General features: G+C 36.4%; 30 protein-coding genes, 1 pseudogene and 1 riboswitch. Of the genes and pseudogenes, 13 read left to right on the forward strand and 18 right to left on the reverse strand.

Going from position 1 to position 25,975, the window contains the following annotated elements; translation table 11 throughout:
* Positions 1-7 precede the first annotated feature (7 nt).
* Positions 8-2,038: a catalase gene (locus ABH961_RS24320; protein ID WP_098076003.1), complete on the reverse strand. Its 2,031-nt coding sequence runs from the start codon at positions 2,036-2,038 to the stop codon at positions 8-10.
* A 182-nt stretch (positions 2,039-2,220) separates the two neighbouring features.
* On the opposite strand from ABH961_RS24320, the gene ABH961_RS24325 reads away from it, so the two are divergent.
* Positions 2,221-3,477: an ATP-binding protein gene (locus ABH961_RS24325; RefSeq protein ID WP_404520170.1), complete on the forward strand. Its 1,257-nt coding sequence runs from the start codon at positions 2,221-2,223 to the stop codon at positions 3,475-3,477.
* Complete coding sequence (locus ABH961_RS24330; protein WP_404520172.1) at positions 3,474-4,691, forward strand: ATP-binding protein; 1,218 nt, start codon at positions 3,474-3,476, stop codon at positions 4,689-4,691. The genes ABH961_RS24325 and ABH961_RS24330 overlap by 4 nt, the downstream gene beginning before the upstream one ends.
* 263 nt (positions 4,692-4,954) lie before the next feature.
* Here ABH961_RS24330 and ABH961_RS24335 read toward each other — a convergent pair.
* Positions 4,955-5,895, reverse strand: a pseudogene (locus tag ABH961_RS24335) (collagen-like protein).
* Between the two features lie 215 nt (positions 5,896-6,110).
* Complete coding sequence (locus ABH961_RS24345) at positions 6,111-6,275, reverse strand: hypothetical protein (RefSeq protein ID WP_048540847.1); 165 nt, start codon at positions 6,273-6,275, stop codon at positions 6,111-6,113.
* A 123-nt stretch (positions 6,276-6,398) separates the two neighbouring features.
* Between ABH961_RS24345 and ABH961_RS24350 the strand changes: the two genes are divergently transcribed.
* Positions 6,399-6,722 carry an iron-sulfur cluster biosynthesis family protein gene (locus ABH961_RS24350; protein WP_048540845.1) on the forward strand — a complete coding sequence of 108 codons (324 nt, stop codon included), beginning with the start codon at positions 6,399-6,401 and terminating at the stop codon, positions 6,720-6,722.
* Between the two features lie 195 nt (positions 6,723-6,917).
* Positions 6,918-7,823, forward strand: a complete 906-nt coding sequence (locus ABH961_RS24355) for a DMT family transporter (RefSeq protein ID WP_098068486.1) — start codon at positions 6,918-6,920, stop codon at positions 7,821-7,823.
* 28 nt (positions 7,824-7,851) lie between these two features.
* Here the strand turns inward: ABH961_RS24355 and ABH961_RS24360 are convergent, their stop codons facing one another.
* Positions 7,852-8,073, reverse strand: a complete 222-nt coding sequence (locus ABH961_RS24360; protein WP_000639043.1) for a hypothetical protein — start codon at positions 8,071-8,073, stop codon at positions 7,852-7,854.
* A 291-nt stretch (positions 8,074-8,364) separates the two neighbouring features.
* Between ABH961_RS24360 and ABH961_RS24365 the strand changes: the two genes are divergently transcribed.
* On the forward strand, positions 8,365-8,748 hold the full coding sequence (locus ABH961_RS24365) for an ATP synthase subunit I (protein ID WP_060486665.1): 384 nt from the start codon (positions 8,365-8,367) through the stop codon (positions 8,746-8,748).
* Positions 8,749-9,355: 607 nt separating this feature from the next.
* On the opposite strand, the gene pckA is transcribed toward ABH961_RS24365, so the two are convergent.
* The gene (gene pckA / locus ABH961_RS24370; RefSeq protein WP_048540837.1) at positions 9,356-10,942 is read right to left on the reverse strand and encodes a phosphoenolpyruvate carboxykinase (ATP); all 1,587 of its coding nucleotides are present in this window, start codon (positions 10,940-10,942) and stop codon (positions 9,356-9,358) included.
* A 228-nt stretch (positions 10,943-11,170) separates the two neighbouring features.
* A riboswitch (SAM riboswitch) is annotated at positions 11,171-11,292 on the forward strand.
* A gap of 169 nt (positions 11,293-11,461) precedes the next feature.
* Between pckA and metK the strand changes: the two genes are divergently transcribed.
* Positions 11,462-12,661, forward strand: coding sequence for a methionine adenosyltransferase (gene metK, locus ABH961_RS24375; protein WP_000163113.1), 1,200 nt, complete (start codon positions 11,462-11,464; stop codon positions 12,659-12,661).
* Between the two features lie 41 nt (positions 12,662-12,702).
* On the opposite strand, the gene ABH961_RS24380 is transcribed toward metK, so the two are convergent.
* The 3 genes from ABH961_RS24380 to ABH961_RS24390 are packed head-to-tail and all read right to left on the reverse strand — an operon-like array spanning position 12,703 to position 13,299.
* Positions 12,703-12,882 (reverse strand): hypothetical protein, encoded by a 180-nt coding sequence (locus tag ABH961_RS24380; RefSeq protein ID WP_098075997.1) that lies wholly within the window; start codon positions 12,880-12,882, stop codon positions 12,703-12,705.
* 6 nt (positions 12,883-12,888) lie between these two features.
* The gene (locus ABH961_RS24385; protein ID WP_048540832.1) at positions 12,889-13,068 is read right to left on the reverse strand and encodes a hypothetical protein; all 180 of its coding nucleotides are present in this window, start codon (positions 13,066-13,068) and stop codon (positions 12,889-12,891) included.
* Between the two features lie 54 nt (positions 13,069-13,122).
* On the reverse strand, positions 13,123-13,299 hold the full coding sequence (locus tag ABH961_RS24390) for a hypothetical protein (protein ID WP_176519546.1): 177 nt from the start codon (positions 13,297-13,299) through the stop codon (positions 13,123-13,125).
* Positions 13,300-13,398: 99 nt separating this feature from the next.
* Between ABH961_RS24390 and ABH961_RS24395 the strand changes: the two genes are divergently transcribed.
* Complete coding sequence (locus ABH961_RS24395) at positions 13,399-13,908, forward strand: MogA/MoaB family molybdenum cofactor biosynthesis protein (RefSeq protein ID WP_098047254.1); 510 nt, start codon at positions 13,399-13,401, stop codon at positions 13,906-13,908.
* Positions 13,905-14,507 (forward strand): molybdenum cofactor guanylyltransferase, encoded by a 603-nt coding sequence (locus tag ABH961_RS24400; protein WP_048540827.1) that lies wholly within the window; start codon positions 13,905-13,907, stop codon positions 14,505-14,507. The genes ABH961_RS24395 and ABH961_RS24400 overlap by 4 nt, the downstream gene beginning before the upstream one ends.
* A gap of 285 nt (positions 14,508-14,792) precedes the next feature.
* On the opposite strand, the gene ABH961_RS24405 is transcribed toward ABH961_RS24400, so the two are convergent.
* The 3 genes from ABH961_RS24405 to ABH961_RS24415 all read right to left on the reverse strand — a co-directional run bounded on the left by ABH961_RS24405 (position 14,793) and on the right by ABH961_RS24415 (position 17,135).
* Positions 14,793-15,935 (reverse strand): glycosyltransferase family 4 protein, encoded by a 1,143-nt coding sequence (locus ABH961_RS24405; RefSeq protein WP_098047255.1) that lies wholly within the window; start codon positions 15,933-15,935, stop codon positions 14,793-14,795.
* A gap of 12 nt (positions 15,936-15,947) precedes the next feature.
* Positions 15,948-16,481, reverse strand: coding sequence for a phosphatase PAP2 family protein (locus ABH961_RS24410; RefSeq protein ID WP_098047256.1), 534 nt, complete (start codon positions 16,479-16,481; stop codon positions 15,948-15,950).
* Between the two features lie 141 nt (positions 16,482-16,622).
* Positions 16,623-17,135, reverse strand: coding sequence for a gamma carbonic anhydrase (locus ABH961_RS24415; protein ID WP_000640203.1), 513 nt, complete (start codon positions 17,133-17,135; stop codon positions 16,623-16,625).
* A 74-nt stretch (positions 17,136-17,209) separates the two neighbouring features.
* Here ABH961_RS24415 and ABH961_RS24420 point away from each other — a divergent pair, with 74 nt between their 5' ends.
* The 3 genes from ABH961_RS24420 (at position 17,210) to ABH961_RS24430 (ending at position 19,396) form a co-directional block, all read left to right on the forward strand.
* Positions 17,210-18,013, forward strand: coding sequence for an alpha/beta hydrolase (locus ABH961_RS24420; protein ID WP_404520176.1), 804 nt, complete (start codon positions 17,210-17,212; stop codon positions 18,011-18,013).
* A 41-nt stretch (positions 18,014-18,054) separates the two neighbouring features.
* Positions 18,055-19,119 carry a tetraprenyl-beta-curcumene synthase family protein gene (locus ABH961_RS24425; protein WP_048540822.1) on the forward strand — a complete coding sequence of 355 codons (1,065 nt, stop codon included), beginning with the start codon at positions 18,055-18,057 and terminating at the stop codon, positions 19,117-19,119.
* Positions 19,120-19,189: 70 nt separating this feature from the next.
* Positions 19,190-19,396: a hypothetical protein gene (locus ABH961_RS24430; protein WP_404520195.1), complete on the forward strand. Its 207-nt coding sequence runs from the start codon at positions 19,190-19,192 to the stop codon at positions 19,394-19,396.
* Positions 19,397-19,434: 38 nt separating this feature from the next.
* On the opposite strand, the gene ABH961_RS24435 is transcribed toward ABH961_RS24430, so the two are convergent.
* The 7 genes from ABH961_RS24435 to mnmL all read right to left on the reverse strand — a co-directional run bounded on the left by ABH961_RS24435 (position 19,435) and on the right by mnmL (position 25,269).
* Positions 19,435-20,736, reverse strand: coding sequence for a PepSY-associated TM helix domain-containing protein (locus ABH961_RS24435; RefSeq protein ID WP_048540818.1), 1,302 nt, complete (start codon positions 20,734-20,736; stop codon positions 19,435-19,437).
* 115 nt (positions 20,737-20,851) lie between these two features.
* Positions 20,852-21,376 (reverse strand): tetratricopeptide repeat protein, encoded by a 525-nt coding sequence (locus ABH961_RS24440; protein WP_048540816.1) that lies wholly within the window; start codon positions 21,374-21,376, stop codon positions 20,852-20,854.
* A complete protein-coding gene (locus ABH961_RS24445; protein ID WP_048540814.1) occupies positions 21,373-22,047 on the reverse strand; it encodes an aspartate/glutamate racemase family protein in 675 nt (224 codons plus the stop codon). The genes ABH961_RS24440 and ABH961_RS24445 overlap by 4 nt, the downstream gene beginning before the upstream one ends.
* 24 nt (positions 22,048-22,071) lie before the next feature.
* Complete coding sequence (locus ABH961_RS24450) at positions 22,072-22,752, reverse strand: hypothetical protein (RefSeq protein ID WP_000457772.1); 681 nt, start codon at positions 22,750-22,752, stop codon at positions 22,072-22,074.
* Positions 22,753-22,770: 18 nt separating this feature from the next.
* Positions 22,771-23,604, reverse strand: a complete 834-nt coding sequence (locus ABH961_RS24455) for an ABC transporter ATP-binding protein (protein WP_048540812.1) — start codon at positions 23,602-23,604, stop codon at positions 22,771-22,773.
* A 136-nt stretch (positions 23,605-23,740) separates the two neighbouring features.
* The gene (gene mnmM, locus ABH961_RS24460) at positions 23,741-24,313 is read right to left on the reverse strand and encodes a tRNA 5-(aminomethyl)-2-thiouridylate-methyltransferase MnmM (protein WP_404520179.1); all 573 of its coding nucleotides are present in this window, start codon (positions 24,311-24,313) and stop codon (positions 23,741-23,743) included.
* The gene (mnmL, locus tag ABH961_RS24465; protein ID WP_404520181.1) at positions 24,310-25,269 is read right to left on the reverse strand and encodes a tRNA modification radical SAM protein MnmL/YtqA; all 960 of its coding nucleotides are present in this window, start codon (positions 25,267-25,269) and stop codon (positions 24,310-24,312) included. The genes mnmM and mnmL overlap by 4 nt, the downstream gene beginning before the upstream one ends.
* A gap of 111 nt (positions 25,270-25,380) precedes the next feature.
* Here mnmL and ABH961_RS24470 point away from each other — a divergent pair, with 111 nt between their 5' ends.
* On the forward strand, positions 25,381-25,644 hold the full coding sequence (locus tag ABH961_RS24470) for a YtzC family protein (protein ID WP_000840869.1): 264 nt from the start codon (positions 25,381-25,383) through the stop codon (positions 25,642-25,644).
* A gap of 15 nt (positions 25,645-25,659) precedes the next feature.
* Complete coding sequence (locus tag ABH961_RS24475) at positions 25,660-25,809, forward strand: hypothetical protein (protein ID WP_001129345.1); 150 nt, start codon at positions 25,660-25,662, stop codon at positions 25,807-25,809.
* The last annotated feature ends 166 nt before the right edge of the window (positions 25,810-25,975 follow it).

Below are 25,975 nucleotides of genomic sequence, written 5' to 3' on the forward strand. Positions count from 1 at the left end.
CCCTAACCTATTCATATGCTCTATCCCAAAAGCGTTGTTTCGTCATAGCTTTAATAAATTCATTCGCCAGGAGTGTAGGGTTCTGTTCTATTAAGACACCAGGCTTTCCTTTAATATTTAAAGATTGAATAACAGTAGATCCATTTTGGAAGGCACCGATTGGTTTAAAGTGATTATATGATTCTACGACAAATGAACTCGCTTTATTAAGAAACTGTTCATCGAGGTTTCCTCCAATAAGAAGTAGACCATCATAAAGAAGTGAGGATCCTGTTAAAAAAGTATCATTCACGTCCCAACGTACATTTTGCGTTCCTTGTACAATACCTAATCGTTCGGAAACAATCACTGGCTGCAACCCAACTTGTTTGAATTGATTTAGTATATATTGCGCGTTTTGTCCGTCATATCCATTTGCAACAATGACACCTACTCGTAATGTATTAGGGCTAAATGTCGTATTTGCCATACTGAGTGCTGGCGATGATTTCGTAACGCCCGATTCTTGAATATTTGGGACTTTTGCTCCGATCGCTTCAGCGACTAACGTAGCTAGTTCACTACTAATATGTCCAATCATATTTACGACTTGTTGACGGACTGATTTACTTTTTACTTTTCCTAATTCAAAGGAGAAGGCTTGCATAATATGAACCTTTTCGACGTTACTCATACTATTCCAAAATAAACGTGCTTGAGAGAAATGATCTTTGAAACTGGCGGCTGTTTCTCTCGTTTTATGCCCTGATACAGTGGAAGGATATGTAACGAACCCACCCTTTGTACCAGGTACAGTGTAAGGAGTGTTATTTGCTAAGGAATTATTATGGTAAGCGATTTTTCCTTTATCAATTATATATTTAGAGGCACCATCTCTTTGATTGTTATGAAATGGGCATACTGGACGGTTAATCGGTAATTCTTGATAATTTGTACCGACGCGTGCCAATTGAGTGTCTGTATAAGAAAAGAGCCTACCTTGTAAGAGCGGATCATTGGTGAAATCAATACCACGGACGATACTTCCAGGATGAAGTGCGACTTGTTCCGTTTCAGCGAATACATTATCGACGTTGCAATTTAATGTCATTTTTCCGATGATTTTAACAGGGAAATCTTCTTCAGGCCAAATTTTTGTCGCATCTAATATATCGAAATCGTATTTAAATTCATCCTCTTCTTCTAAAATTTGAATGCCAAGTTCGTACTCAGGATAGTTTCCAGCATTAATATTTTCCCATAAATCACGGCGATGGTAATCTGGATCAGCACCACCTAATTTTTGCGCTTCATCCCAAATTAATGAGTGAATGCCAAGCTTCGGTTTCCAGTGAAATTTTACGAATCGTGACTTTCCATTTTTATTCACTAAGCGAAATGTATGAACGCCAAACCCTTGCATCATTCGAAAACTTCTTGGAATGGCACGATCAGACATAATCCACATCATCATCGCAGCCGATTCTTGGTTATTGGCGATGAAGTCCCAAAATGTATCATGTGCTGTTTGTCCCTGTGGAATCTCATTATGCGGTTCAGGTTTAAGGGCGTGAATAAGATCAGGGAATTTAATGCCATCTTGAATGAAAAAAATAGGAATATTGTTTCCGACTAAATCAAAATTTCCTTCTTCTGTATAAAATTTAACGGCGAACCCTCGTACATCTCGATTTGTTTCATTCGCGCCTTTTGATCCAGCCACTTCAGAGAAGCGAACGAAAAGGGGTGTTTTTTTTGAAGGGTCTTGTAAAAAGTGGGCCATTGTTAGTTCTTCTAAAGATTCATATAGCTCGAAAACACCATGCGCACCGTATCCACGTGCGTGAACGACTCTTTCAGGAATTCGTTCACGGTCAAAATGAGCAAGCTTTTCTCGCATTAGGAAATCCTCTAGAAGGGTAGGACCACGATCACCAGCGGTTAAAGTATTTTCATCATTTGAAATGGTAACACCTGTATTTGTCGTCATTTTCTTTCCTTCATTCTCACGCGTGAAGGATTCCAGTTGTTCTGTTTTTTTATTTTTTTTGCCGTCCACATAAAACACCTCCCATAATATACGTATTATTGTTTATAGCTTTTATGCTTATATAGCCTGAAGATACTCTGCTTTATTGGGATTATTTTCCTCAAATGTTCGATTTATCTTTGTTTGTCTATGAAAATCATTTATTATAATAAATGGTATTCTTCGAGATATTATTTTGAAGGGGTGTTGAAGTGAAAGGAAGTTTTCTATCATATAAAGAAGAAGAAAGGAATGCAAAAATTTTTTTATGGGTGCTATATGTCATTGTTGTTTCATACCAAATTTTCTATGCAATCGTATTAGAAAATAAATCATTAACGGATAGGGGACATAGCATAATATGGCAAGTTATTTGCGGAACTGCAATACTCGGTGTGAATGTATATTTAATAAAAAAAGAGAAAGCGAACCTTGTTAAATATGCATGTGTATTTGCATACATAGGAATAGAAATCGTTAATATACTTTCGTATATGCTTTATAATGAGGCGGCATTTGATGGAGTAAATATAATAGAAATTATTTTCATCTTCTTTGTACCTATATTTTTAAATAAAAAATATTTTGTGTTTGTACTTTCGACAATTGTAGGGAAATATGTTATTTATTTATTTGTATTAAAGGAAGTAAAAGGATTTATGTTCCTCATTATGTATACACTCGTATTAATAGCGGCATACATCATTTTAAATCGATTTATACAATACCTTTCAGCGGTCAAGGAAAGTATTATGATTGCTAGTGAATCACAAAAATTAGCAGTAATCGGAAAAATGGCAGCGACAGTGGGACATGAAATTAAAAATCCACTTGCTTCATTAAAAGGGTTTACGCAATTACAACGAGAGAAGCATGAGGAGGACCCTATTTACGAACAGATGATATTTGAAATAGAAAATATGAATAATATGATAAGTGAGTTAATGGAAGTTGCTACATGTAAACCTTCTGTTTATAAGAAACATAATATAGGTGAAATTGCATTACAAGTAGTAAAAATTGTTCGCGAAAAAATGAATGAATCTAGCGTCCAGTTTATTTCTAATGTGGAAGAAAAGACGATAGAAGTTGAATGTGATGAGCGGAAAATAAGAGGAGTCTTTCTATATGTCATAAAAAATGCTTTGGAGGCAATGGAGCAAGGTGGCACATTAGAGTTACGGTTAGAAAACAAAGGACAAGATTATGTAATGCTAAGTGTAATTGATAATGGTTACGGTATTAAGAAAGAAAATTTAGCTCGTGTTAAAGAGGCCTTTTATACAACGAAACAAGATAAAATTGGCCTAGGACTTACTGTAGCGAATCGGCTTGTTACTGAGCAGCATCTTGGTGAATTACATATTTCAAGTGAAAGAGATATTGGAACTAGAATAGATATTATGCTCCCGAAGCAACGTGGAAATAATGAAATTCAAGAGGGAGAAAAGCTAGGAGTTACGATATGAATAAAGACGATATATTTAAAAATGAAGAAATGAAGGCACTGAAAATATTTTTAATTTTATTTTTCATTATATTTTTTGTATACGATCTTGCCTACGAATTTATTGTACCTTTAATAGGAGGAGAGCAAGAAGGAGTAGGACAATTTGAAGATGGTTTAGGTTTATGGCTTTATTTTCTAATGGTGATTTTGTTTTGTATTGGAGTATACTTCATGAAATGGAAGAATCCATTTGCAGTGAAATATATTATTCTAATTGGATATAACCTATTAGATTTTATCCATAATTTTATGATTTACTACGGTAGTGATGCTGAGTTTGATGGTGGGAATATAGTAGAAGGATTTTTTATTTTATTTGCCCCACTCTTTGTGAACAAAAGGTATTTTTGGTTAATCACTGGTATACTTGTTGGGAAATACGCTCTTATAGGAATCATTATTCACTCGTCACTCGTTTTAATCCCGATGGCATTATATAGCGTATTTACTATCATATGCTGGATTATGTTTTTAAGGTTTCAATCTTACGTTCGTACGCTTGAGATGATGGATAAAGAAATACAACAAACAGAAAAGCTAGCAACTGTTGGGAAAATGGCTACAGTTATTGGTTACAAAATTAGAAGACCTCTAGCTAATTTAGATAAATTTGTTAATAAGCAAGCAAATAAATATCCTGAGGATAAAATATATAGTGATATTATGAAACAAGAAGTAGAACGAATTCATACAATCGCTACAGAACTTAGTGGATTTGAGAAATCTAAATCACTAGAATCAGAAGTTCATAATATAGAAGAAATTATCGCTTATGTTATTCGAGTTATGGGAAAGCCTGCTTTAAAGCAAGGAGTGCACATACAAGGTATTTATAGTAAAGACATACCATTGATTACATGCGATGAAAAACGATTAAAGCAAGTATTTTTTAATTTAATTAAAAATGCGATTGAAGCAATGTCAGTTGGCGGAACGATTACGATTAAAGTGACTGTAGAAGATGCAATCATTGTTCAAGTTAAGGATGAAGGTTGCGGTATTCCAAAAGACAAAATTCCGAAGCTAAATGAAGCTTTTTACACAACGAAAGAAACGGGAACAGGTTTAGGTTTAGTAGTTACAGAAAAAATTATTAAAGACCACAACGGTAAAATGAGTTTTGAAAGTGAAGTTGGGGTTGGAACGACTGTGAAGATTGTATTGCCAATGTAATGAAAAAAATTTAAAAAGGGAGATTACTTATTTGAGAGTGATCTCCCTTTTTTATTGTGGATGAGAGTAAGGCATTCTGATAAAGGTAGGCGAGTTAATTATATTAACATAGTGTATATAATTCGAAATCCAATATATGGATAAATTTACAATGATAGTATATACTAAACTTGTCTGTTATTTGTTTTAATTCATTTGTATTTCTATTTGCTGACCCGAATCTCGGGTCTTTTTTTGTTAAATAAATTATTTTTTAGTAAGGGCTATATATCAGTGATTAAAAAAATAGAATATACAGCACTCGCAGTAATTCCAGGGTTAATATGAAGGGATATAGCATCTCCTCTCGAAACTGAGTTTCCAGTTGTAATGCTAGTCCAAGTTACAGTAGCGGGACCTACTGCTGGATTAGGATTAAACACTTGAATTTGTCCTGATACAGTATCCGTTGGTTTAATTGAAAATACTATAGTTCCTGTAATTTTGTCAGTGGTAAAGTAAGAGTAGATAGGATGTAACTAGAGGTAGGGGCAGTGAGGTTTGTTGGAACATTCCTGCAAATATTAATCGTATAAACAGCAGCAGGTAAGTTATTTACATTTATAGATGCAGCGAAGCCAACTATACTACCGGCTCCAGCAGTGACATATGGAATAACATTGGAGTCAATTCCAGGAGAACCCGCTATACGTTGAAAACCAGCATTTGTTCCTTGAAAAACAATACTTTTCGATGAGGCACTACCGGTGATGCCAGTAGGCCCGGTGATGCCAGTAGGTCCGCTTTCTACTAATACGATATAATCTGGAGATACATTCGGAAATCCTTGAGGTGCATCTTTTTTTACAACATAGCCGCTGCTCGTATACGTGACAACTTGTCCTTTTTTATAGGTGGGAGCGGCTGCTAGACTAAAGGCGGTAGTACTTTGTAAACCAGCTCCTGTACCCCCAGTAGCGCCGATAGCTCCAGTGGGCCCAGTGATGCCGGTGGGTCCAGTGATGCCAGTGGGTCCAGTGATACCGGTGGGTCCAGTGATGCCAGTGGGTCCAGTGATACCGGTGGGTCCAGTGATGCCAGAAGGTCCAGTGATGCCGGCAGAGCCAGTGTTTCCAGTAGGTCCGGTGCTACCAGTGGGCCCGGTGTTTCCGTTAGAACTACTATTGCGTCTGCCGTCGCAACTAAAACAATTACGTGGGTACATGTATGTTCTCCTTTCTATATTTTGAAAAACTAGTTTTAAAAATAGAACCACTATATACATATTATGAATTCTATATTTTTGTGTGTTCAATCGTATTGTGTATAGATTTTAAAATAGAGAGGAGAGTTGAATCGTTATAGAGCCAACGTTTCTCTTGTGGGCCGAAAGTAACACCTAAGTCAAAATTAAGCTGCAAATAAATCTTAAAGTCCTTCTTATTTTTTCATAGCAAAATAAGAAGCGGTTAGGAAAAAAATAAAGCCTACAATCCAACCAATAGAAGGAGAATAAGGAAGTATATGTTGTAATAGCATTCCGCTAGAAATAAAAAAGCTACCGAGTAGGCTTAAGAAGATGGGGTATCGCAGTAATTTGAACATGAGTGATACAACCTCCTTTATTACATATATTGTATATTAGTCTTAATTTTCTGTATATAAATTTAAGAGAAAATGGTGGTACAATGTATGAAGGATATGAGAAGAGAGGATGAAGATTAACATATGTACGTTACTGTAACAGAAGCAGCATATAAAAAGATTATGGATACGATTCCAAATGAAGCGAAATATATAAAGTTATTTTACGATAATGAAGGTTGCGGTTGTGTAATGAGCGGAATTATCGATTTAGTAGCTGTAGCAGAAAAAGATGAGCGCGATGTGGATATCGAATCTAGCGCAATGAATTTTATCGCAGATCGCACAAAGCTTGTATTTATGGATGATAAGTTAACAGTTGATTGGCATGAAGTTGGAGGAACTTTTCAGCTGAAGAGCCCAAGCCAATTTTATAATCCAAATATGAAGTTACACGTTCGAGTGTAAGAAAGAAAAGATGGTCCAAAATATTTTTGGACCATCTTTTTTTATTGTCTAAGTTGCTATATTTAAAAAATCGCTGATATATTTTCATGTACTAAACAAAGAAAACCTCTCCATACAATACAAAGGTTTTTTCACATAATGAAATGTACATATGATTGAATTTTCTGTATAATCTTATTTGCGGAGGGGATATGCATGAGAAGATGGGGGATTGAGTTATTAATTTTAGCAGTCGTTATTATTTGGGGGATTAATTTTACGATTGCTAAATATGGACTTTTAGAATTTACAGCAATTGAGTTTACTGCACTTCGGATGATATCGGCGGCACCGCTTATGTTACTCCTTACATTTTTTATTGAAAAGTCGGTTTATATGGAACGAAAGGATATACCTAGATTAATCATCGTTAGTGTTGTAGGTATTGTACTGTATCAAACGTTATTTATGGAAACTGTCAAATATACGTCCGCTACAAATGCCTCTTTACTCATTTCTATTTCACCTATTTTTACAACTGTATTTGCTATTTTTTTGAAACAAGAAAAGTTTTCTTCTCGAAAGCTCATCGGTTCTATAATTGCCTTTTGTGGTGCTGCATTAGTTTTAGTAGCAGGGCATTCGCTTGCTAGTTCTTTTTATGGTAACGGAATTGGACTTATTACATCAATATGCTGGGGGCTTTATCCTGTTTTAGCAGGTCCATTAATTAAAAAATATTCAGCACTACGTGTTACCGCATGGTCAGCATTAGTTGGCGCGATTCCGCTTTTATTGTTAAGTGGACCACATGTATTTATAATGCCATTTCACATTACACATGGAATGACACTATTCGCTTTACTATATTCCATTTTCTTTGTAACAGTATTTGGTTTAGTGATGTGGTATGTTGGTATTCAAAAAATTGGCGCGTCACATACGATGGTATATATGTATATAACGCCACTTGTAGCTGTTTTATTTGCAGCTATATGGGCAAATGAATATGTATCATTTCAACAAATAATCGGTGGAATTATTATTTTCTTCGGTCTATGGTTTGTGAAATCGGAGAAAGTGAAAATTCATTCTACTGCGGGGGAACCTATATCAAAATAGGAAAACAGATCACCTATGATCTGCTTTCCTATTTTTTTATTTTTGGTAAGAAGACGAGAAATAAGATAGCAGTAATAAGTGGAATTAAGTTTAAAAATGGAATACGGAAGAGTGTGATAAGAATAATACCTGGAAGAAGAACACCGAGGACAGCGTAGAAAATACTATGATTTTTCGTGTACCAATACAATGAAAGTCCAATAAGTGCAGGGATAATGAGGTGAATGAGAGCCATTAAAAAATAAATCATTAGACGCCCCCTTTATTTGTGTACTTATTACATCATATCCGTATGTTCATAGATTGATATCACTTTTTTCATAAATGGACGAAAAATGTTTGGAAAAACGTCACAAATTATGAGGATATGATGTTTGAAATCTTGTATAATATTATTTCCTGAAAACATTCAAACAACATAAACATACTGTTTATGTTGTTTTTAATTTGAGTGAAATGAATTTTAAGTAGTATGAACTCGAAAGAAATGAGTTATACAGCTTTTGTTGGATAGATAAAAATTACTGAAGAGGAGAACAGCATGATTAGTATGTCATTAAGATCATTTAAAATTCAATCGTATTATTTACTAGGTTTTCTTTTGCTAGGATGGATGTTAACACCGTTTTCAGCTCATTTTCTAGGTGCTGGAATTGGACTTATCGTAAGTATGTATTGTGTTTGGCTTTTAGGGAGACGAATTGAGAAGCTTGGAGATAGTATCGTAAAGAAAACGAAAGCACCGACGCTCGGTATGTTTAATCGTTTTGCAGCTGCCATTTTGGGCGCTGTTATTATGTACGAAATTGAGCACCACATGGTTATGTGGGCATTTGCAGTAGGGATTCTGGGTGGTTATTTCTTAATCGTTGTGAATTTAGGCTACTATAGTATGAAAGATGAGGAAGAATTAACAAAAGGCTAAAAAGATAAAAAGCCTCTTTTTAGATGGAATAGAGGATCCGGCGAGGGGGAGTTACAATAGGAAGCATAATTTTGCATAAAATACAGGTTTCGGCTTCCTATAAGCTAACATGAAATCACGTATTAGTATGACTCTTATGTTCTTAAAAAAAGGTGGATATAATACAACAAATTATTCCGGTAATTAGAATAATATATTTTATCGTTTCATTTGTATGCTCAAATAAATTAACGTTAAGCGTCACAAGTCCCCAAAACATTTGGATCGCTCCATAACTGAATAAAATTTTTCCTGTACGAGAAAAATTTTTCATAGCCCTCATCCTTTCCTGTATATGTAAATTGTATCATAAAAAACTCAAAACGAATGATTATAAAATGAATTTTCAGCAAAATTAGGATGTTGGTATGTAATTTTATGAACTAAGTCATAGATGGAGAGATAAGATATAGAAAGAAGCTTACGTTAAAAACGTAAGCTTCTTTTTTATGTAAGTGTGTATAACCGTTAAGCCGCATTGGGTTTTGTCGGTGAGTACACGGAACTTTACGGTTACACGACACTTATTCATATGAGTAAAAGGGGTATTCCAACAGAAAGTTTGTACTTAAGCGATTGGACCGCCTAAGTTAATAATATCTTCAGAAACGCTGTCGAACTTTTTGAAGTTCTCTTTGAATTCGCTCGCAAGCTCGATTGCTTTCTCTTTATAAGCAGCTTTATCAGCCCAAGTTTGTTCAGGCATTAACACTTCGTCAGGTACACCTGGTACGTGAAGTGGAACTTCAAGACCGAAGATGTCATGTTTAGCTGTTTCAGTTTTCGCAAGTTCGCCGCTTAATGCTGCTTGAATCATTGCACGAGTGTAACCTAAGTTCATACGTTTACCAATGCCGTATTCGCCACCAGTCCAGCCAGTGTTTACTAAGAATACTTTCGCATCGTGTTTCTCGATTTTTTCACCAAGCATTTCAGCATAGCGAGATGCATCAAGTGGTAAGAATGGTGAACCGAAGCAAGTTGAGAATGTTGCTTGCGGAGATGTAACGCCGCGCTCTGTTCCTGCTAGTTTACTAGTGTAGCCACTTAAGAAATGGTACATAGCTTGTTCTTTTGATAACTTACTGATTGGAGGCAATACGCCAGATGCATCAGCCGTTAAGAAAATGATTGTATTTGGGTGTCCAGCAACACTTGGCAGTACGATATTGTCAATCGCATGCATAGGGTATGCAGCACGAGTATTTTCTGTTAAAGTAGTATCGTTATAGTCTGCGATACGCGTTTGGTTATTAATGATAACGTTTTCTAAAACAGATCCAAATTTGATTGCATCGAAAATTTGTGGTTCTTTCTCGTGAGAAAGGTTTACACATTTTGCGTAGCAACCGCCTTCAATATTGAATACACCGTTATCAGACCAACCATGCTCATCATCACCGATTAATTTACGGTGTGGATCAGCAGATAATGTTGTTTTACCTGTTCCAGATAAACCGAAGAATAGTGCTACGTCGCCTTCTTCACCTACGTTTGCAGAGCAGTGCATAGAAAGAATATCTTGTTCAGGTAGTAAGAAGTTCATAATAGAGAAGATTGATTTTTTCATTTCTCCAGCGTATTCTGTACCACCAATTAGTACGATACGTTTTTCGAATGAAACCATAATGAATGCTTCAGAGTTTGTACCGTCAACAGCTGGATCAGCTTTGAAATTCGGTGCAGAAACAATTGTGAACTCTGATTCATGAGTTGTTAATTCTTCTTCAGTTGGACGAATGAATAATTGATGTACAAATAAATTGTGCCATGCATATTCGTTAATAACTTGAATTGGTAGGCGGTAATTGCGGTCAGCGCCTGCAAATCCATTGAAGATGAATAACTCTTCTTTTTCTTTTAAGTATTCTAAAACTTTAGTGTATAATTTATTAAAATGTTCTTCAGAAATCGGTTGATTCACTGCTCCCCAAGCAATTTTGTCAGCAACCGATGCTTCTTTCACAATAAATTTATCTTTAGGAGAACGTCCTGTATATTTTCCTGTTGAAGCAGAAACGGCACCAGTAGAAGTTAATTTCCCTTCATTTCGCATTAATACTTTTTCCACTAATTGCGGAACACTTAGTTGAATCTGTGCATTGCTTCCGTTCAATAATTCGTGTAAACCAATTTGGACATTCACAGTACTCATATTTATATACCATCCTTTTCATTTAATGAAATATTTCTCGTAATCCCCAACAATAGTATAACACAATTATATAAATAATGTATACTATTTATTTCTTTTTGTTTGTGTGAATGTATTATTTCCTTATTAATATTTCATTCCAGGCGTATTGAGAAAAACTTTCAGGAAAATGTGAATATTAATTGACAAATGAATATCATTTCTTTAGTATAGGTTGGGACGGATACTCTCTTATCCCGAGCTGGCGGAGGGACAGGCCCGATGAAGCCCAGCAACCTCACTTGTAGTGGTAAATACAGGTGAATAGGTGCTAAAACCTGTGCGAGGCTAACGGTCTCGAACGATAAGAGCAAAGGGCAAAAAGCAGTATGCAAGTAGCAAATTAAACCTTTCCTCTATGCAAAGTAGGAAAGGTTTTTCTGTATGCTTGTGTGGGAGAATAAATGTATGTCGCAGTTTGTGGCAAATTAAGGATGAGTTCCGTACAATATATACAATTACTGTAGGGAGGTTTACCACATGACAAAAAAACGTCATCTGTTCACATCTGAGTCTGTAACTGAAGGACATCCAGATAAAATTTGTGACCAAATTTCTGATTCAATTTTAGATGCGATCTTATCAAAGGACGCAAATGCACGTGTAGCTTGTGAAACAACTGTAACAACTGGTTTAGTATTGGTAGCGGGGGAAATTACGACTTCTACTTACGTAGATATTCCAAAAATCGTTCGTGAAACAATTCAAGGCATTGGTTACACACGCGCAAAATACGGATTCGATGCAGAAACTTGTGCAGTTTTAACATCTATCGATGAGCAATCTGCTGACATCGCTATGGGTGTTGACCAAGCGCTAGAAGCACGCGAAGGTCTAATGACTGACGCTGAGATTGAGGCAATTGGTGCGGGAGACCAAGGTTTAATGTTTGGCTTCGCATGTAATGAAACACAAGAATTAATGCCACTTCCAATCTCGCTTGCTCACAAATTAGCTCGCCGTTTAACTGAAGTACGTAAAGATGACACATTATCATACTTACGTCCGGATGGAAAAACGCAAGTTACAGTTGAGTATGATGAAAATGGTAAACCTGTACGTGTAGATACAATCGTAATTTCTACACAGCATCATCCAGATGTTACATGGGAAGAAATCGATCGCGATTTAAAAGAGCATGTAATTAAAGCTGTAGTTCCAGCAGAATTAATGGATGGAGAAACGAAATTCTTCATTAACCCAACTGGCCGCTTCGTAATTGGTGGACCACAAGGTGATGCTGGTTTAACAGGACGTAAAATCATCGTTGATACTTACGGTGGATACGCTCGCCACGGTGGCGGTGCATTCTCTGGTAAAGATGCAACGAAAGTTGACCGTTCTGCAGCATATGCAGCTCGTTATGTTGCGAAAAACATCGTAGCAGCTGGTCTTGCTGACAAAGCAGAAGTACAACTTGCATACGCAATTGGTGTAGCACAACCAGTATCAATTTCAGTTGATACATTCGGGACTGGTAAAGTATCTGAAGACGTACTAGTAGAACTAGTTCGTAACAACTTCGATCTTCGCCCAGCTGGTATTATTAAAATGCTAGACTTACGTCGCCCAATTTATAAACAAACAGCAGCTTACGGCCACTTCGGACGTACTGATGTAGACCTAACATGGGAACGTACAGACAAAGCTGCAGCTTTAAAAGAGCAAGCTGGTCTATAATATATGAAAAAAAGCTTTGCGCCGTGAGCGCAAAGCTTTTTTTATTTTGTTTTACTTACAATTTGAATGCATGAGTTACAATACACTTCGCCGTCTAGCTCAATATACTTTTTCATATTCGTCATGCCACTTGCCGGAAAAGGCATATGAATCCATGCCTTTTCATACGTTTGTATTTCTTTTTCACATGATTTGCAAAGGATTGGTTTCTTCTGGAACATATGTAATCAACCTTTCATGTGGCGTGCTTTACCTGCGCAAAAGGCACTGCTTAGTAAAAATAGTGTTGCGAATATAATGCTTACTAATGTAGCGTATGGAATTGCGCCTTTTAGAGAAAATCCGACAGTAATGGAAGCGATGAATAAGAGGATGAATGTTGTTGTTAGTTTTTTATAAAGTTCCATAGTAAGTAGACCTCCTTATTTAAAGGTAGAACGTTTAAAAATAAAATCTACTATCTAGGCAAGTGCAAGAGGAATTAATGTGCTAGTCAAATAGTAACGAATACCACCATCAGGCATAATTACATATAATTTTAAAAAGTTAATATCGAACCCGTAAGCGATACATTGAAAAAGGGATAATATAATTAGGAATGGTATAATGGGTACGGATCGTTTCATATTTTGAATCATGTAAAGCTCCTTTATATGGATAAACATACTTATATTGTATCATGTTGAATTCTTCGCTTCATACATAATTTTACAATAAAATGAAAGGAAAGATGAAAAATGAGTGTTAATGAACATAAAAAACAAGCACCAAAAGAAGTGCGTTGTAAGATTGTGACGATTTCCGATACACGTACAAAAGAGACAGATAAGAGCGGACAACTATTACATGAATTGTTAAAAGAGGCAGGGCATACAGTGACCTCTTATGAAATTGTAAAAGATGATAAAGAAAGTATTCAGCAAGCAGTGTTAGCTGGTTATCATAGAGAAGATGTTGATGTCGTGTTAACAAATGGCGGAACTGGTATTACGAAGCGTGATGTGACGATTGAAGCAGTATCAGCGTTATTACATAAAGAAATTGTCGGGTTTGGTGAGTTGTTCCGCATGATTAGCTATTTAGAAGATATCGGAAGCAGCGCAATGTTAAGTAGAGCGATTGGTGGTACAATTGGGCGCAAAGTAGTTTTCTCGATGCCAGGATCGAGCGGAGCAGTTCGCCTTGCGATGAATAAATTGATTTTACCGGAATTAGGTCATATTACATTTGAGCTGCATCGCCAATGAGTAAGTATGCTGGAATTGTATTAGCAGGCGGTATATCGAGTCGATTCGGTGAGCCGAAAGCGTTAGCAATTTGGAAGGGAACTACTTTTGTTGAGCATATTGTGAAAGTGATGGGAAATACTTTGCAAGACATTGTAGTAATTAGCCATACTGATATAAAAGAGCGAGTAGAGCAACTCGTACAAGTTCCTGTTATAGAAGATATTCCGCATTATAAAGGAAATGGACCACTTGCCGGCATTGTATCAGGTATGGAATATATAGAAGCAGATTGGTACGCTATTATGCCTTGCGATGCGCCAAATGTTTCGCGCGAATGGTTTACCATTTTGCTAGAGCAAACGAGTAATGAATATGATGCGGTTGTACCTATTATTAATGGAAGAAAACAACCGTTACTTGCAGCGTATCATAACCGTATGAAAGAAAAGATTTATGCTTTGCTTCAGGAAGAAAAAAGAAGTGTGGGCCAGCTTTTATTACAATGTAATGTAAAGTATGTTGCTGGAGAAGATGTACAAGCGAATGCGGATTGGTTTATAAATGTGAATACGAAAGAAGAATATGTGCAGGCTCAAAAAAACCTTTCAAATGAATGAAAGGTTTTTTGATATACAGAAATTGGGGAACAATTACTGTATAAAGGTATGTGAGTAAGTTGATTTTAAGGGGAATTCTTAAAATCAATATACAGTTAGTTAAAACACTGTATAACCATATATTAATTTTTATGGGTTTTTATTACAAGTCTGTTTAGTTATGTTTATTTTTGATATAATGAATATAGAAATAAAACAATATTTAACCTTATGTATCATTTATGAAACTAAAATTTATAATTGTGTAATAAACTCCCTTCGTCTAGTTGAAGGGAGTTCTTCTGTTTAAGCGAGTAATTCGGATGCGGTGTTCTGAAGGACGGTTTCGTATTGGGCAAGTAACCCACGGAAAATCTCATCCCAGCTTTTTGTTTTAGCATAAGATGAAGCCGCTATGCTCATTTGCATAAGTTGCTCTTCATTTCGCAATAAAGAATGGATGGATGATAGAAATGAATCCGCATGTTTGGGCGGGCAAAGAACTCCTGTCTGTCCATCCGTAATAATATTTTTAACCCCGCCACTATTTGCACCGATGACAGGTGTACCGCATGCAAGTGATTCGAGTACGACATTTCCGAACGTTTCAGTAGCGGATGGAAATACCATGATGTTAGAACAAGCATATGCTTCAGCTAAATCCTTACCTTGTAAATATCCAGTAAAAGTGACATTTGTATTCGGAACAGCTTCACGTAAATTTATTGCTAGAGGACCGTCTCCTATAATGAGCCAATGAATATCGTTTCGAGTATGCGCTGTTTTCGCGATAAGGTGTTGTAACGTATCAATATCTTTTTCAGGGGCAAGCCGTCCAACATAGGAAAGGACATACTTCGCTGTAATATTATATTTTTTTCGGAATAGGTCTGTATTGTAAGATGGATGAAAGAGTGTGCAATCTACACCGCGTCCCCATATGGAGAGGGCCTGAAAGCCTTTGTTTTTTAGTTGGTGTAACGTTTCAAAGGAAGGAACGAAATTTTTTTGCATATGACTATGAAACCATTTTAAATAGTTCCAAAGCATATTAGAGAGAAATTCGATTTTGTAATAGCGTAAATAAGCATCGAAATCAGTATGATAAGAACCGACAACTGGGATGTTTAACTTTTTTGCATAATACAATCCACAAAGTCCCATGTTGAAAGGTGTGGCAATGTGAATAATGTCAGGCTTAAAGGAAAGAAGTTCTCGTTTAATGCGCGGAGTAGGAAAAGAAAAGCGACATTCTGGATATAATATTGTTAACGGGATACTTCTCATCTTGTTCACATTAGCCACGAAATTATCTTCAGCTGTATGCTGAGGAGCGAAAACAGAATAGGCGATCTTTTCTTTCTGAAAATAACGTGTTAATCGTTCTAATGTTTTCGCAACTCCGTTAACTTGTGGCGTAAAAGTATCGGTAAAAATGGCGACTCTCATCATATCACTCCTTTATGTGAAAAGTGGGATGAATTGATAAAAAGAGATGATGCCAGAGCAAGTGCCGAGGCACATACCGACGAATACATCAGACGGATAGTGAAGCCCTAAATAAATGCGAGAAATACCAACGCATAATGCTAACGGTAATAGAAAAGCAAATATGCTTGGATTATAGCAAATAAATGGAATAAGGACAGAGAAAACGGCTGTTGTATGACCAGACGGGAAAGAGTGGTCTTTTAATGGATGGACTGGATATTTCGCATCCTGAATTGTTAAATAAGGACGTTTTCGCGGATACCATCTTTTTAATATTTGTACAGGAACATGGCTAATTGCTAAAGAAATAGCAGTTGCGATTGCAGCTTGATGCAAAGTCCCTTTTGCAAAAATTAAAAAGAAAAGTGTGAGTGCGATTGAGAAAGTAGCACCACCGATATGAGTAATATTGCTGAAAAAGATATTTAATGTTTTTTGATCAAAGTATCGGTTAATTCCTTTGAAAATGTAACATTCTATTTTATAAAGTCCACTGACCTTCATGAAAATTCTCCTCCCTCGTTTACATATATATGGAGATATTAGCTTTTATTTTAATAAGATTTTATTGAGGGAGTAATAATGTTTTGTAAAGAAAAAGTTAGTTTTCATCAAAAAAGCTGCCAATCTTATGGCAGCGGAAATTTATTTCTGTAATGATTTATAGTATTGACCTTTTTCAACATATTGTGTGCGAATTCGCTCCATGTCTTTACGGTCTTCCTCTGTTAACTCACGAACGACTTTCGCTGGGCGACCGAACGCTAACGTGTTTGGCGGGATTTTCTTTCCTTGAGAAACGAGGCTTCCAGCACCGATAAAGGCTCCTTCACCAATTTCAGCACCATCTAATATAATAGATCCCATTCCAATTAAAGCATCTTTTTTAATATGACAGCTATGTAAAATAACTTGATGCCCAACTGTAACATCGTTTTCTAAAATAAGAGGGTACTGCGGGCTTTGATGAAGTGTACATTGGTCTTGTACATTTACTCGGTCTCCAATGATTGTTGGTGACACATCGCCGCGTATGACTGTATTAAACCAAATACTTGATTCCTCACCAATGGAAACATCGCCTGTAATGGTAACATAGTCAGCGATAAAAGCACTACTCGCAATTTTCGGATTTTTTTCTTTGTAAGGGTATATCATGTAAAGCCTTCCTTTCCTAGAGACTAGTTTTAGTGTATCAAATTATGAGAAAGAGTGAAATGGAGGAGAGCCGTATGTGGAATTATGAAGCAGAGGAAGCGAAAGCTGTCGTTGTTATCGTGCACGGCGCAATGGAATATCACGGACGTTACGAAGCCATTGCGGAAATGTGGAATCATATCGGCTACCACGTCGTAATGGGGGACCTTCCGTCACACGGAACGACTTCAAGAAATAGAGGACATATTGATTCATTTGATGAATACATAGAGGAAGTTAAATTATGGGTGAAAGAGGCAAGAAAGTATAGGTTACCTATTTTTATATTTGGTCATAGTATGGGTGGTCTTATTGTCATTCGTATGATGCAAGAAACGAAGAGAGAAGATGTAGACGGCATTATTTTAAGTTCGCCATGTTTAGGCTTAGTAGCTGGACCTTCAGCACCACTTCAAGCTGCCTCAAAAATATTAAATATTATTGCTCCAAAATTGCAATTTGCAACGAATCTTACAGTGGAAATGTCCACTCGTAATCATGAAGTTAGGGACGCGATGGAGAATGATTCATTGTTCTTGCGCAAAGTATCAGTACGTTGGTATAGTGAATTGATTAAGTCTATCGAAATTGCTCATAAAAAAATAGATGATTTTCCAGATGTTCCGCTCTTGCTAATGCAAGCTTGTGAGGATAAACTTGTAGATAAAATACGTGTCCGCACTTGGTTTGATAATGTTAAAATAAGTGATAAGGCTTTTAAAGAATGGCCGAATTGTTATCACGAGTTATTAAATGAGTATGAGCGTGATGAAATTTTGAATTATATTCAGTCATTTACTGAAATACGCATCAATAACATAATAGAAACAAACAAATAAGTAAATTATTTGTACATCGAATAGAGGAGATGAAGGAAGAAGTGAACGTACCGAGTAATCCCATAACGCTCATGGCGAAAGTATACCGTGATGTGTTTCCGGTAGTACACCATGAGCTAGCGGTGTGGAAAGAGCGTGCCTACCATATTCCGAATGATGAGCTTCATAGTCAGGCAATCGCGAGTATTGAGAATAAAACGTTTCATTGCGAAGGCGGTGGTATTTTAGCACTGTTAGCAAATGAGCACCGAGAGGAATGCATTCGTTTTATCGTAGCGTATCAAACAATCAGCGATTATTTAGATAATTTATGTGACCGCAGTACATCACTTGATCCGAATGATTTTGCCGCACTGCATGAATCTATGTTAATGGCATTATCACCTGAAGTAGAAGGTGGCGGTAATTATTATCGCTATCGTGATGACCAAGACGATGGTGGTTATTTAGATGAACTTGTTGAAACATGCCAAGATGTTTTAAAGAAAACGAAGCACTATGACAAAATTGCTCCTGTTCTTCATGAACTTGCTTGTTATTATTGTGATTTGCAAATTCATAAACACGTGAAGTTAGAAGAAAGAGAACCACGCTTACAAAAATGGTTTGAAGCACATAAAGAAAATTTACCTGAAATGAGCTGGTTTGAATTTTCAGCATGTGCCGGTTCTACACTTGGAATCTTCTGTCTTGTAGCATATGCATTTCATGATGAATTACATGATGAAGATATTGCGAAAATTAGACAAGGATACTTCCCATACGTACAAGGACTTCACATTTTACTTGATTATTTCATCGATCAAGAAGAAGACCGTATAGGCGGGGATTTGAATTTCTGTAGTTATTATGAAAACGAGCAAGCGATATTAGATCGTATGAAACATTTTGTAGAAGAAGCAGAGAAGAGCATTGGTGATTTACCTCATGCGAAGTTTCATCGTCTCATAAGCCGAGGGTTACTTGGTATTTATTTATCAGATCAAAAAGTATCAGCACAAAAGAATATGCACAAAATGGCACGGCGCATTGTAAAATACGGAGGGCTTACTTCACGATTCTTCTATTGGAACGGGAAGATGTACCGAAAGAAAATGGCGCAGTGATGAATAAAACCACTCATGTAGAGTGGTTTTTGTTATAATATGGTAAAGGTTGGTGGTGGAAATGAAGTGATTGTTTCAAAAGCTATATGAAAATATTGAAGTAACGTTACTCATGCTACTTTCCATTTCATTTGTAACTGGAATGTATATGATGATGAATAGGCCAAGTGGTCCTACTATGATGGATTATGTGTCGCAAGTAATAATTGGCACAATTATTATTTTAGATATCGTGTTCTTAATGAATAGTAGAAAAAAACAAACGAATAGTAAATAAAAAAGCATTTGTACACGAGAGTACAAATGCTTTTTTATTTATGATCGTATTTTTGCAAATACATATATAAGAAGTTCAATCGCAAAAATAACTAAAACAGATAGTCCAAATAAAGGCATGACAGCGCCTAGTATAACCATCATGATAAAGAAAACGAGTACGCTTTTCTTATCTCTTTGCTTTGGCGGTGCTGCTAATTTTCCTTTCGGCTTTCTTGCAAACCACATTTTTGCTCCGTAATAAATAAGAAGTAATAAAGATAATGTCGTTAGTAAGCATAATATTTTATTTGGCCATCCGAATAAATGTCCTTCGTGAAGCGGGATACCGTAAGTGAACCATTGTGCAAATAATCCATAATCACGATAGTCCGTTTTTGAAATGAGTTTTCCGCTATATTGATCAAAGTAAGCTGTTATTTCTTCATTTGGTGCCACATCCATGCCCGTAATACCAGAACCGCTCGATTTCGAAACGGTGAATACACCTTTCGGATCAGTTGGTAGTGAGATAACGTATGGCTTCTTTATTTCAATTCCTTTTTGTAATTCATCGACAGAAATTGTTTTTAGCTCATTTGAATTCGATTCAGGAGGAGCTTCTTTTCTTGTTGCCCACGGCAATTCTTTTACCTTTGATTCAGGCGGTGCCATATACAACTTTGGATATCCAATCGATTCATTCGACGATGCGATTTTATAAATTTGGTTACCCATAAATCCTGACCATGGCAATCCAGATGCGACTAACAAAACGAGTGGAATTGTAAATATAATACCGATAATAGAATGACGTCGTTTTGCTTTTTCTCGCTTAGTGGATGCCGGTGTGTTTTTGAATTGGCGTATACTCATATACAATCCAGTCACAATTAAAAAGATTGTCCAGCATGCCGCAAGCTCTACAGTATAGTTGACGACAGTGCCACCAACTAAAAGAGAACTATGTAATTCCCGCATTATATTGGCAAACGTTTCACTTGCATTTTGATCTCCAATAATTTGATTATTGCTATCTAAATACACATATTTTTGTTGCCCCGTATATTCATTTGCAATAGTAAGCCTCGTATTATAATCCCCATTAAACTCACTAATTTTCGCCACACTATAATGTGGATATTTTTTCTCTGTTAAGGAAATAGAATCAGACATCGAAATAGATTCCGTTTGGGCGCTCTTCCCAAAATATAAATCTTTATAGATGAAATCTTCAACTTCTTCCCGAAATAAATACCCAATTCCGCTCAGTGACAACGTAATAAGAAGCGGTGTAATAAAAAGCCCAGCATAAAAATGCCAACGCCAAAAAATGTAATGAAGCGAACGATTTACTTTCATACTTTCAGTTCCCCTAACCTTTCCTATATGAATAACTACTTATTTAATATAGCGAGATTAAGTGTGATTACTTTGAAAGAATTGTGAAGAAAGTTAAAAGTTTTTAGAGCAGATTTTATCGGCAAGACATACAATACGCAATGCAAAGCTTAGTTGAATGAATTAGCTCTTCATTTCCTTTTTGTAGTCTGATTTGAAGTGCCTTTTGAAAATAAGATAAGGCAGTATGGAAGTCACCTTCATCTAATTTGCTTTTTCCATAATGTTGGTAGAAGAAGTCTTCATAGGCGGGTAAGTCTGGTAGTGTTTGTAGAAGTTCGGTAAAGAGTGCATTTGCAGCAGGAAATTTTCTTTCCCAATGATATGTATGTGCAAGACGAAGTTTGTTAATAAAAAGCCCTTGGATGCTGTCCGTTTGTGTGTAATATTCAATTGCCTCCTGTAAGTAATATTTACTTTCAGAAAGGTTGCCAGCGATTCGTTCATAAACGCCGATTAATCCGCAGCTCTTTCCATATAACGAATCTTCATGTAAATGTTCTTTCAAAAATGCAATCCCTTGCTTCATTTCAGCAAGGGATATAGGTTTTTCTCTAAGGTTTTCGTCAAATGTGTATCCCATTTCAAAAGGTATATTCATTTGGACCCCCTTATATTTTTTGCATACATCTCAACAACACCCTCAGCAAGACATTGAGCAGAATCCACAAAATCCTCACTCGCCACAACATTCAAATCAGTACATGCGATGATAGCAGTATCTATTTCATCTTTTAATTGTAAAACGAGCGCGCTCCATAATTTGCGGGCTTCTTCAATTTCTCCGCCTTTAATACAAGTAATAATTTGATTAATGCTTTCCTGCCATTGTTCGTTATGAATGTACTCTATATTACGCTTTGCAATCCCGTCTTGATAAATACCAGCTTGGATTGTCGCTTCTGTTGCGAGAAGCGTGACTCTTTTTATATTTTCAGGAATTGTTTGTAACGTCTCATCGACGATATTTAAAATCGGAATGGAAAGAGAATGTTGTAATTCCTCAAAATAAAGATGCGCCGTATTGCACGGCATAGCAATAAATTCTACGCCAGTACTTTCAAGTTTTTGTGCTCCTTCAATAATCGCTTTTTTCATCGCTTCGTGATCAATAGGGCGATCCATGTAAAACGGTGTTGGGCACGAATAGATCATCATATGAGGAAAGTCCATATCATGTTTTGCTCCGTATATTGTTTGACACTTTGCTACAACTGTATCGACGAATGGCCCAGTCGATTTTGGTCCCATTCCTGCTAGTATTCCGATCATTGTTTTGTCTCCTTTAATATGTAATTAAAAACGTTTTTTGCGAACGATAAAAAGAAATAAAGTAAGTAATAAAAATGAATATAGGATAGCCCAAGCTGTGAGCCATAGTGTGTGAGTCAGTATATTAAATTTGTATTGTCCAAGCATTAGAAAGCTTTCGACAGGTGGTAAAAACCATAGTAACTCTTTTTTAAACCGGATGGAGGCGATCGTTATAAGTAATATAAATGTCAGGCTAAGCCAAGCTGTGCTTGCTTTTTGAATCATATTTCTAGTAAATAAAGTTGCAATTGAAATTCCTAGTATAGAGAAAGACATGTGAGCGAGAAATCCGACTAGAAATAAAGAAACTGTCATTTCTTCATTAAACATTTGCAAAATAATTGGGTAGATTATGGATATAAAAGATAAAACAGTACAAATGAGAAGAGCCGTAATGTATTTACCAACATATAGTGCAGAAATATTATTTGTGTGAGAAATAGTAATTTGTTCTTGTACAGGGTCTTCCGTATGAAAAATTGTGACTGTAATCCAAGCAGATAATAAATAAAGTGCGAGTGCCGTTTCTAAGTATGTCGGTACAATAGGAGTCGGTTTATATGTATATACAAAAAGTAAGCTCACAAAGTACATCGCAATAGGAGGGACGTACTTATACGATTTTGTATAGTCGAGAAAATGGTAACGAATAAGCGCAAACATAATGAACCTTCTTTCGATTTAAAAGTTAGGTTGTAGCAGTGTGATAGATGCTTTTTTATGTAATAAAAACTGAAGCATTTCGTTTGTATATTCTTTTTCGATTTGTAGTTGAATAAGGTTTTGATTTGAATTGTGTACAACGTGTATAAATCCTAATTGTTTCCGTAGTTCTATCGCTGAAAATGTTTCATGAACGATTGCTTCAATATAGACTTGTTCTGCCCTTTTTTGCACAGCGGTATCTTCTGCGATTGTATGATTTGCTAACGTCACAATTCTATCGGCGAAGTTTTCTAGTAGTTGCTTTTCGTGACATGTGAAGAGTATAGATATGCCTTGTTGTTTTAATGAGAGTAAAATATGTTCTAATTCTTGCTGAGAGTTAGGATCGAGCCCAGAAAGCGGTTCGTCTAAAATTAATAAATGGACGTCTGTAAGTAATGCTTGCATAATACCAGTTTTTTGTTTCATACCTTTTGAAAAGTTTCGTACAACGGAATGCCTTGCATGATGTAAATGAAAAGATTCAAGAAGCATCGGAATTTTATCTTTTAAATATTTTGTTGATAAACCGTGAATGTGGCCGAGATGATATAAATAATCCTCTAATGTAAAACGAATCCCTTCAGGAAAATGTTCAGGTACATAGCCAATTTGTATATGTTCTTTTCTTTGAAGTGTCCCTGCCGTAGGTGAAATAAATCCTGCAATTATTTTGAGTAAAGTACTTTTTCCAGTCCCGTTCCCGCCAATAATAGCGAGTGCCTCTCCTTCTGGAACGGATAAATTAATGTTGTCTAGTATAAGTGATTTGCCGTACTTCTTTTGAATTCCCCTTAGTTCTACTAGCAAAGTTCTATCCTTCTTTCTTCAAATAGTGTATACATCCATTATATAGGAGAATAAGAAAAAGACGTGCAATGAGTGCACGTCTTTTTTTGTTATGTTTTGTCGAATCGTCGATATATCGAAACAATCGTTGATATAATTATCGCTTCTCAATCGCCACAATAAATGGCGGGTTATTTTGCTGGTTAATGAAGCCGTATCGCAGTACGTGAGCTTGTTTTTGGTCTAGTTCTTCTGTAAATTTGAGAACAGCGTCGCGTTCTACTTGTCCTTCTGGGTGTCCGTGGTAAATGACAAGGACGATGATTCCTTCAGGTGCCATTACTTCTAGTAATTGTTCAATTGCCGAGAGTGTTGAGTTCGGTTTTGTAACGATATGCTTGTCACCACCAGGAAGGTAGCCTAAGTTGAAGATAGCACCTGTTACTTTTCCTTTTGCGTCTTCTGGTAGTACAGATAAAAGTGTGTCGTGACTGTCGTGAACTAAAACAGTACGTTCAAAAAGCTTTTTTTCTTTTAGGCGGATAGTAGAGCTTTCAATTGCTTCTTTTTGAATATCAAATCCAAATACTTTTCCGTTATCTCCAACGATTTCAGCTAGGAAGCAAGTGTCATGTCCATTTCCTAAAGTTGCATCTACAGCGTAATGGCCTTCTTTAACAGCCGTTTGCAAGAGTGTGCGAGCAAACGGTAATACACGTTCTAATTTCATTTTTGTTTCTCCTCATTTGCATATTTTCCTTGCCAGCTTCCGCGGCGTACAAATTCTGCATCGATGGAATTTAATACTTCCCATTTATTTAAGCTCCACATTGGGCCAATCATTAAATCAGGCGGACCGTCACCTGTGATGCGGTGTACAATTACGTCTTCTGGAATCATTTCAAGTTGGTCAACAACGAGACTTACGTAATCTTCAAGAGAAAGGAATTCTAATTGTCCTTTTTCATATTGCTTCACCATTGGCGTTCCTTTTAATAAGTGAAGTAAATGAATTTTAATTCCTTGTACGTCAAGCTTTGCTACTTCACGAGCTGTTTCCATCATCATGTCGTAATCTTCAAGCGGAAGACCATTAATAATATGAGAGCACACTCTAATACCATGCTTACGTAATTTATTTACACCTTCCACGTAAGATGGGTAATCATGAGCGCGATTAATAAGGTTTGCAGTTCGTTCGTGAACAGTTTGTAAACCGAGTTCAACCCAAAGGTATGTGCGTTTATTTAAGTCCGCTAAATATTCAACGACATCGTCTGGTAAGCAATCTGGACGAGTGGCGATAGAAAGACCGACAACGTCTTTTTCTGCTAGAAGCGGTTCGAATTTTTCTTTTAAAATTTCAAGTGGTGCATGTGTATTTGTGTACGCTTGGAAATAAGCGATACATTTTCCGTCTTTCCACTTCGAGCGCATTTTTTCTTTCATTTCATGATATTGCGTTATAACATCATCGCGGCGATCACCAGCGAAGTCACCAGATCCGGCAGCACTGCAAAATGTACAACTGCCGTAAGCAACTGTACCGTCACGGTTCGGGCAATCGAAGCCAGCATCTAATGAAACTTTAAAGATTTTTTCACCAAATTCATTTCGTAAATGGTAATTCCATGTATGATAACGTTTATTGTCGTTTGTATATGGAAAAGGGTTTTGAACCTTCATTACTTTCCCTCCTAAGCCGAGTCAAAATGAAACAAAATCCATTATAACATACTCATAAGGTAGAGATGGAAGGGACACACTAAAGGGGAATTGAAGCAAGGAGGGACAATTATGGCAGAGCGTCAATCACTTGAATCGTATATTACACAAGCAGAACAAGCGGTGGAATACGCGAAAGAACAATTAGACCAAGGCATGAGACAAGAGCATTACAATACGATGGAGTATTCAGATGCGCAGTTACAATTAGAACAAGCATATAACGATTTACAAACGATGCAACAACATGCGAATGATGAGCAACGTGAGCAATTAAATAGAGCACGTATGGCAATTCGCCAACTGCAACATCAAATGATTATTACACCGCACTAATAAGGAGTGAATGTAATGGCGAAACGTTCAGATCAAAATAATCCAGAGCAAAAAACACAAAATGGACATAACGCTGAGTTTTCGAATGAACTTGATCCAGTTGTTCAAGTGAAACAGCGCAACAGTAAAAAAGGACAGCCTCAAAGATCGAAGCAATCAGAGTAAACCAGGTCGCAATATGACCTGGTTTTATTTTGTATCGCAAAAGTCTGATTAAAGCTTCATTTTACTATATGACAATAATGTAAGATTCCTGTAAGGTTTGTCGATAGTTGTAAGATAACATGTCCAGTAGAGTAAGGGAGGATTAAATTTTGGACAAGGAGTTGCT

Origin of the sequence: Bacillus sp. RC251 (genome assembly GCF_044908765.1) — a bacterium.
Classification (GTDB): Bacteria; Bacillota; Bacilli; order Bacillales; family Bacillaceae_G; genus Bacillus_A; species Bacillus_A wiedmannii.

Excerpts from the sequence above, each read along its gene's own strand:
- ABH961_RS24330 (WP_404520172.1), top strand. The coding sequence starts at position 3,474 with ATGAATAAAGACGATATATTTAAAAATGAAGAAATGAAGGCACTGAAA.
- pckA (WP_048540837.1), bottom strand. The coding sequence starts at position 10,942 with ATGAGTACTGTGAATGTCCAAATTGGTTTACACGAATTATTGAACGGA.
- ABH961_RS24380 (WP_098075997.1), bottom strand. The coding sequence starts at position 12,882 with ATGTTCCAGAAGAAACCAATCCTTTGCAAATCATGTGAAAAAGAAATA.
- ABH961_RS24445 (WP_048540814.1), bottom strand. The coding sequence starts at position 22,047 with ATGATCGGAATACTAGCAGGAATGGGACCAAAATCGACTGGGCCATTC.
- ABH961_RS24450 (WP_000457772.1), bottom strand. The coding sequence starts at position 22,752 with ATGTTTGCGCTTATTCGTTACCATTTTCTCGACTATACAAAATCGTAT.
- ABH961_RS24440 (WP_048540816.1), bottom strand. The coding sequence starts at position 21,376 with ATGAATATACCTTTTGAAATGGGATACACATTTGACGAAAACCTTAGA.
- ABH961_RS24390 (WP_176519546.1), bottom strand. The coding sequence starts at position 13,299 with ATGATTCAAAATATGAAACGATCCGTACCCATTATACCATTCCTAATT.
- mnmM (WP_404520179.1), bottom strand. The coding sequence starts at position 24,313 with ATGAAATTAGAACGTGTATTACCGTTTGCTCGCACACTCTTGCAAACG.
- mnmL (WP_404520181.1), bottom strand. The coding sequence starts at position 25,269 with ATGAAGGTTCAAAACCCTTTTCCATATACAAACGACAATAAACGTTAT.
- ABH961_RS24345 (WP_048540847.1), bottom strand. The coding sequence starts at position 6,275 with ATGTTCAAATTACTGCGATACCCCATCTTCTTAAGCCTACTCGGTAGC.
- ABH961_RS24360 (WP_000639043.1), bottom strand. The coding sequence starts at position 8,073 with ATGATTTATTTTTTAATGGCTCTCATTCACCTCATTATCCCTGCACTT.
- ABH961_RS24350 (WP_048540845.1), top strand. The coding sequence starts at position 6,399 with ATGTACGTTACTGTAACAGAAGCAGCATATAAAAAGATTATGGATACG.
- ABH961_RS24470 (WP_000840869.1), top strand. The coding sequence starts at position 25,381 with ATGGCAGAGCGTCAATCACTTGAATCGTATATTACACAAGCAGAACAA.
- metK (WP_000163113.1), top strand. The coding sequence starts at position 11,462 with ATGACAAAAAAACGTCATCTGTTCACATCTGAGTCTGTAACTGAAGGA.
- ABH961_RS24410 (WP_098047256.1), bottom strand. The coding sequence starts at position 16,481 with ATGAAGGTCAGTGGACTTTATAAAATAGAATGTTACATTTTCAAAGGA.
- ABH961_RS24435 (WP_048540818.1), bottom strand. The coding sequence starts at position 20,736 with ATGAAAGTAAATCGTTCGCTTCATTACATTTTTTGGCGTTGGCATTTT.
- ABH961_RS24400 (WP_048540827.1), top strand. The coding sequence starts at position 13,905 with ATGAGTAAGTATGCTGGAATTGTATTAGCAGGCGGTATATCGAGTCGA.
- ABH961_RS24385 (WP_048540832.1), bottom strand. The coding sequence starts at position 13,068 with ATGGAACTTTATAAAAAACTAACAACAACATTCATCCTCTTATTCATC.
- ABH961_RS24420 (WP_404520176.1), top strand. The coding sequence starts at position 17,210 with ATGTGGAATTATGAAGCAGAGGAAGCGAAAGCTGTCGTTGTTATCGTG.
- ABH961_RS24415 (WP_000640203.1), bottom strand. The coding sequence starts at position 17,135 with ATGATATACCCTTACAAAGAAAAAAATCCGAAAATTGCGAGTAGTGCT.
- ABH961_RS24355 (WP_098068486.1), top strand. The coding sequence starts at position 6,918 with ATGAGAAGATGGGGGATTGAGTTATTAATTTTAGCAGTCGTTATTATT.
- ABH961_RS24405 (WP_098047255.1), bottom strand. The coding sequence starts at position 15,935 with ATGAGAGTCGCCATTTTTACCGATACTTTTACGCCACAAGTTAACGGA.
- ABH961_RS24365 (WP_060486665.1), top strand. The coding sequence starts at position 8,365 with ATGATTAGTATGTCATTAAGATCATTTAAAATTCAATCGTATTATTTA.
- ABH961_RS24395 (WP_098047254.1), top strand. The coding sequence starts at position 13,399 with ATGAGTGTTAATGAACATAAAAAACAAGCACCAAAAGAAGTGCGTTGT.
- ABH961_RS24475 (WP_001129345.1), top strand. The coding sequence starts at position 25,660 with ATGGCGAAACGTTCAGATCAAAATAATCCAGAGCAAAAAACACAAAAT.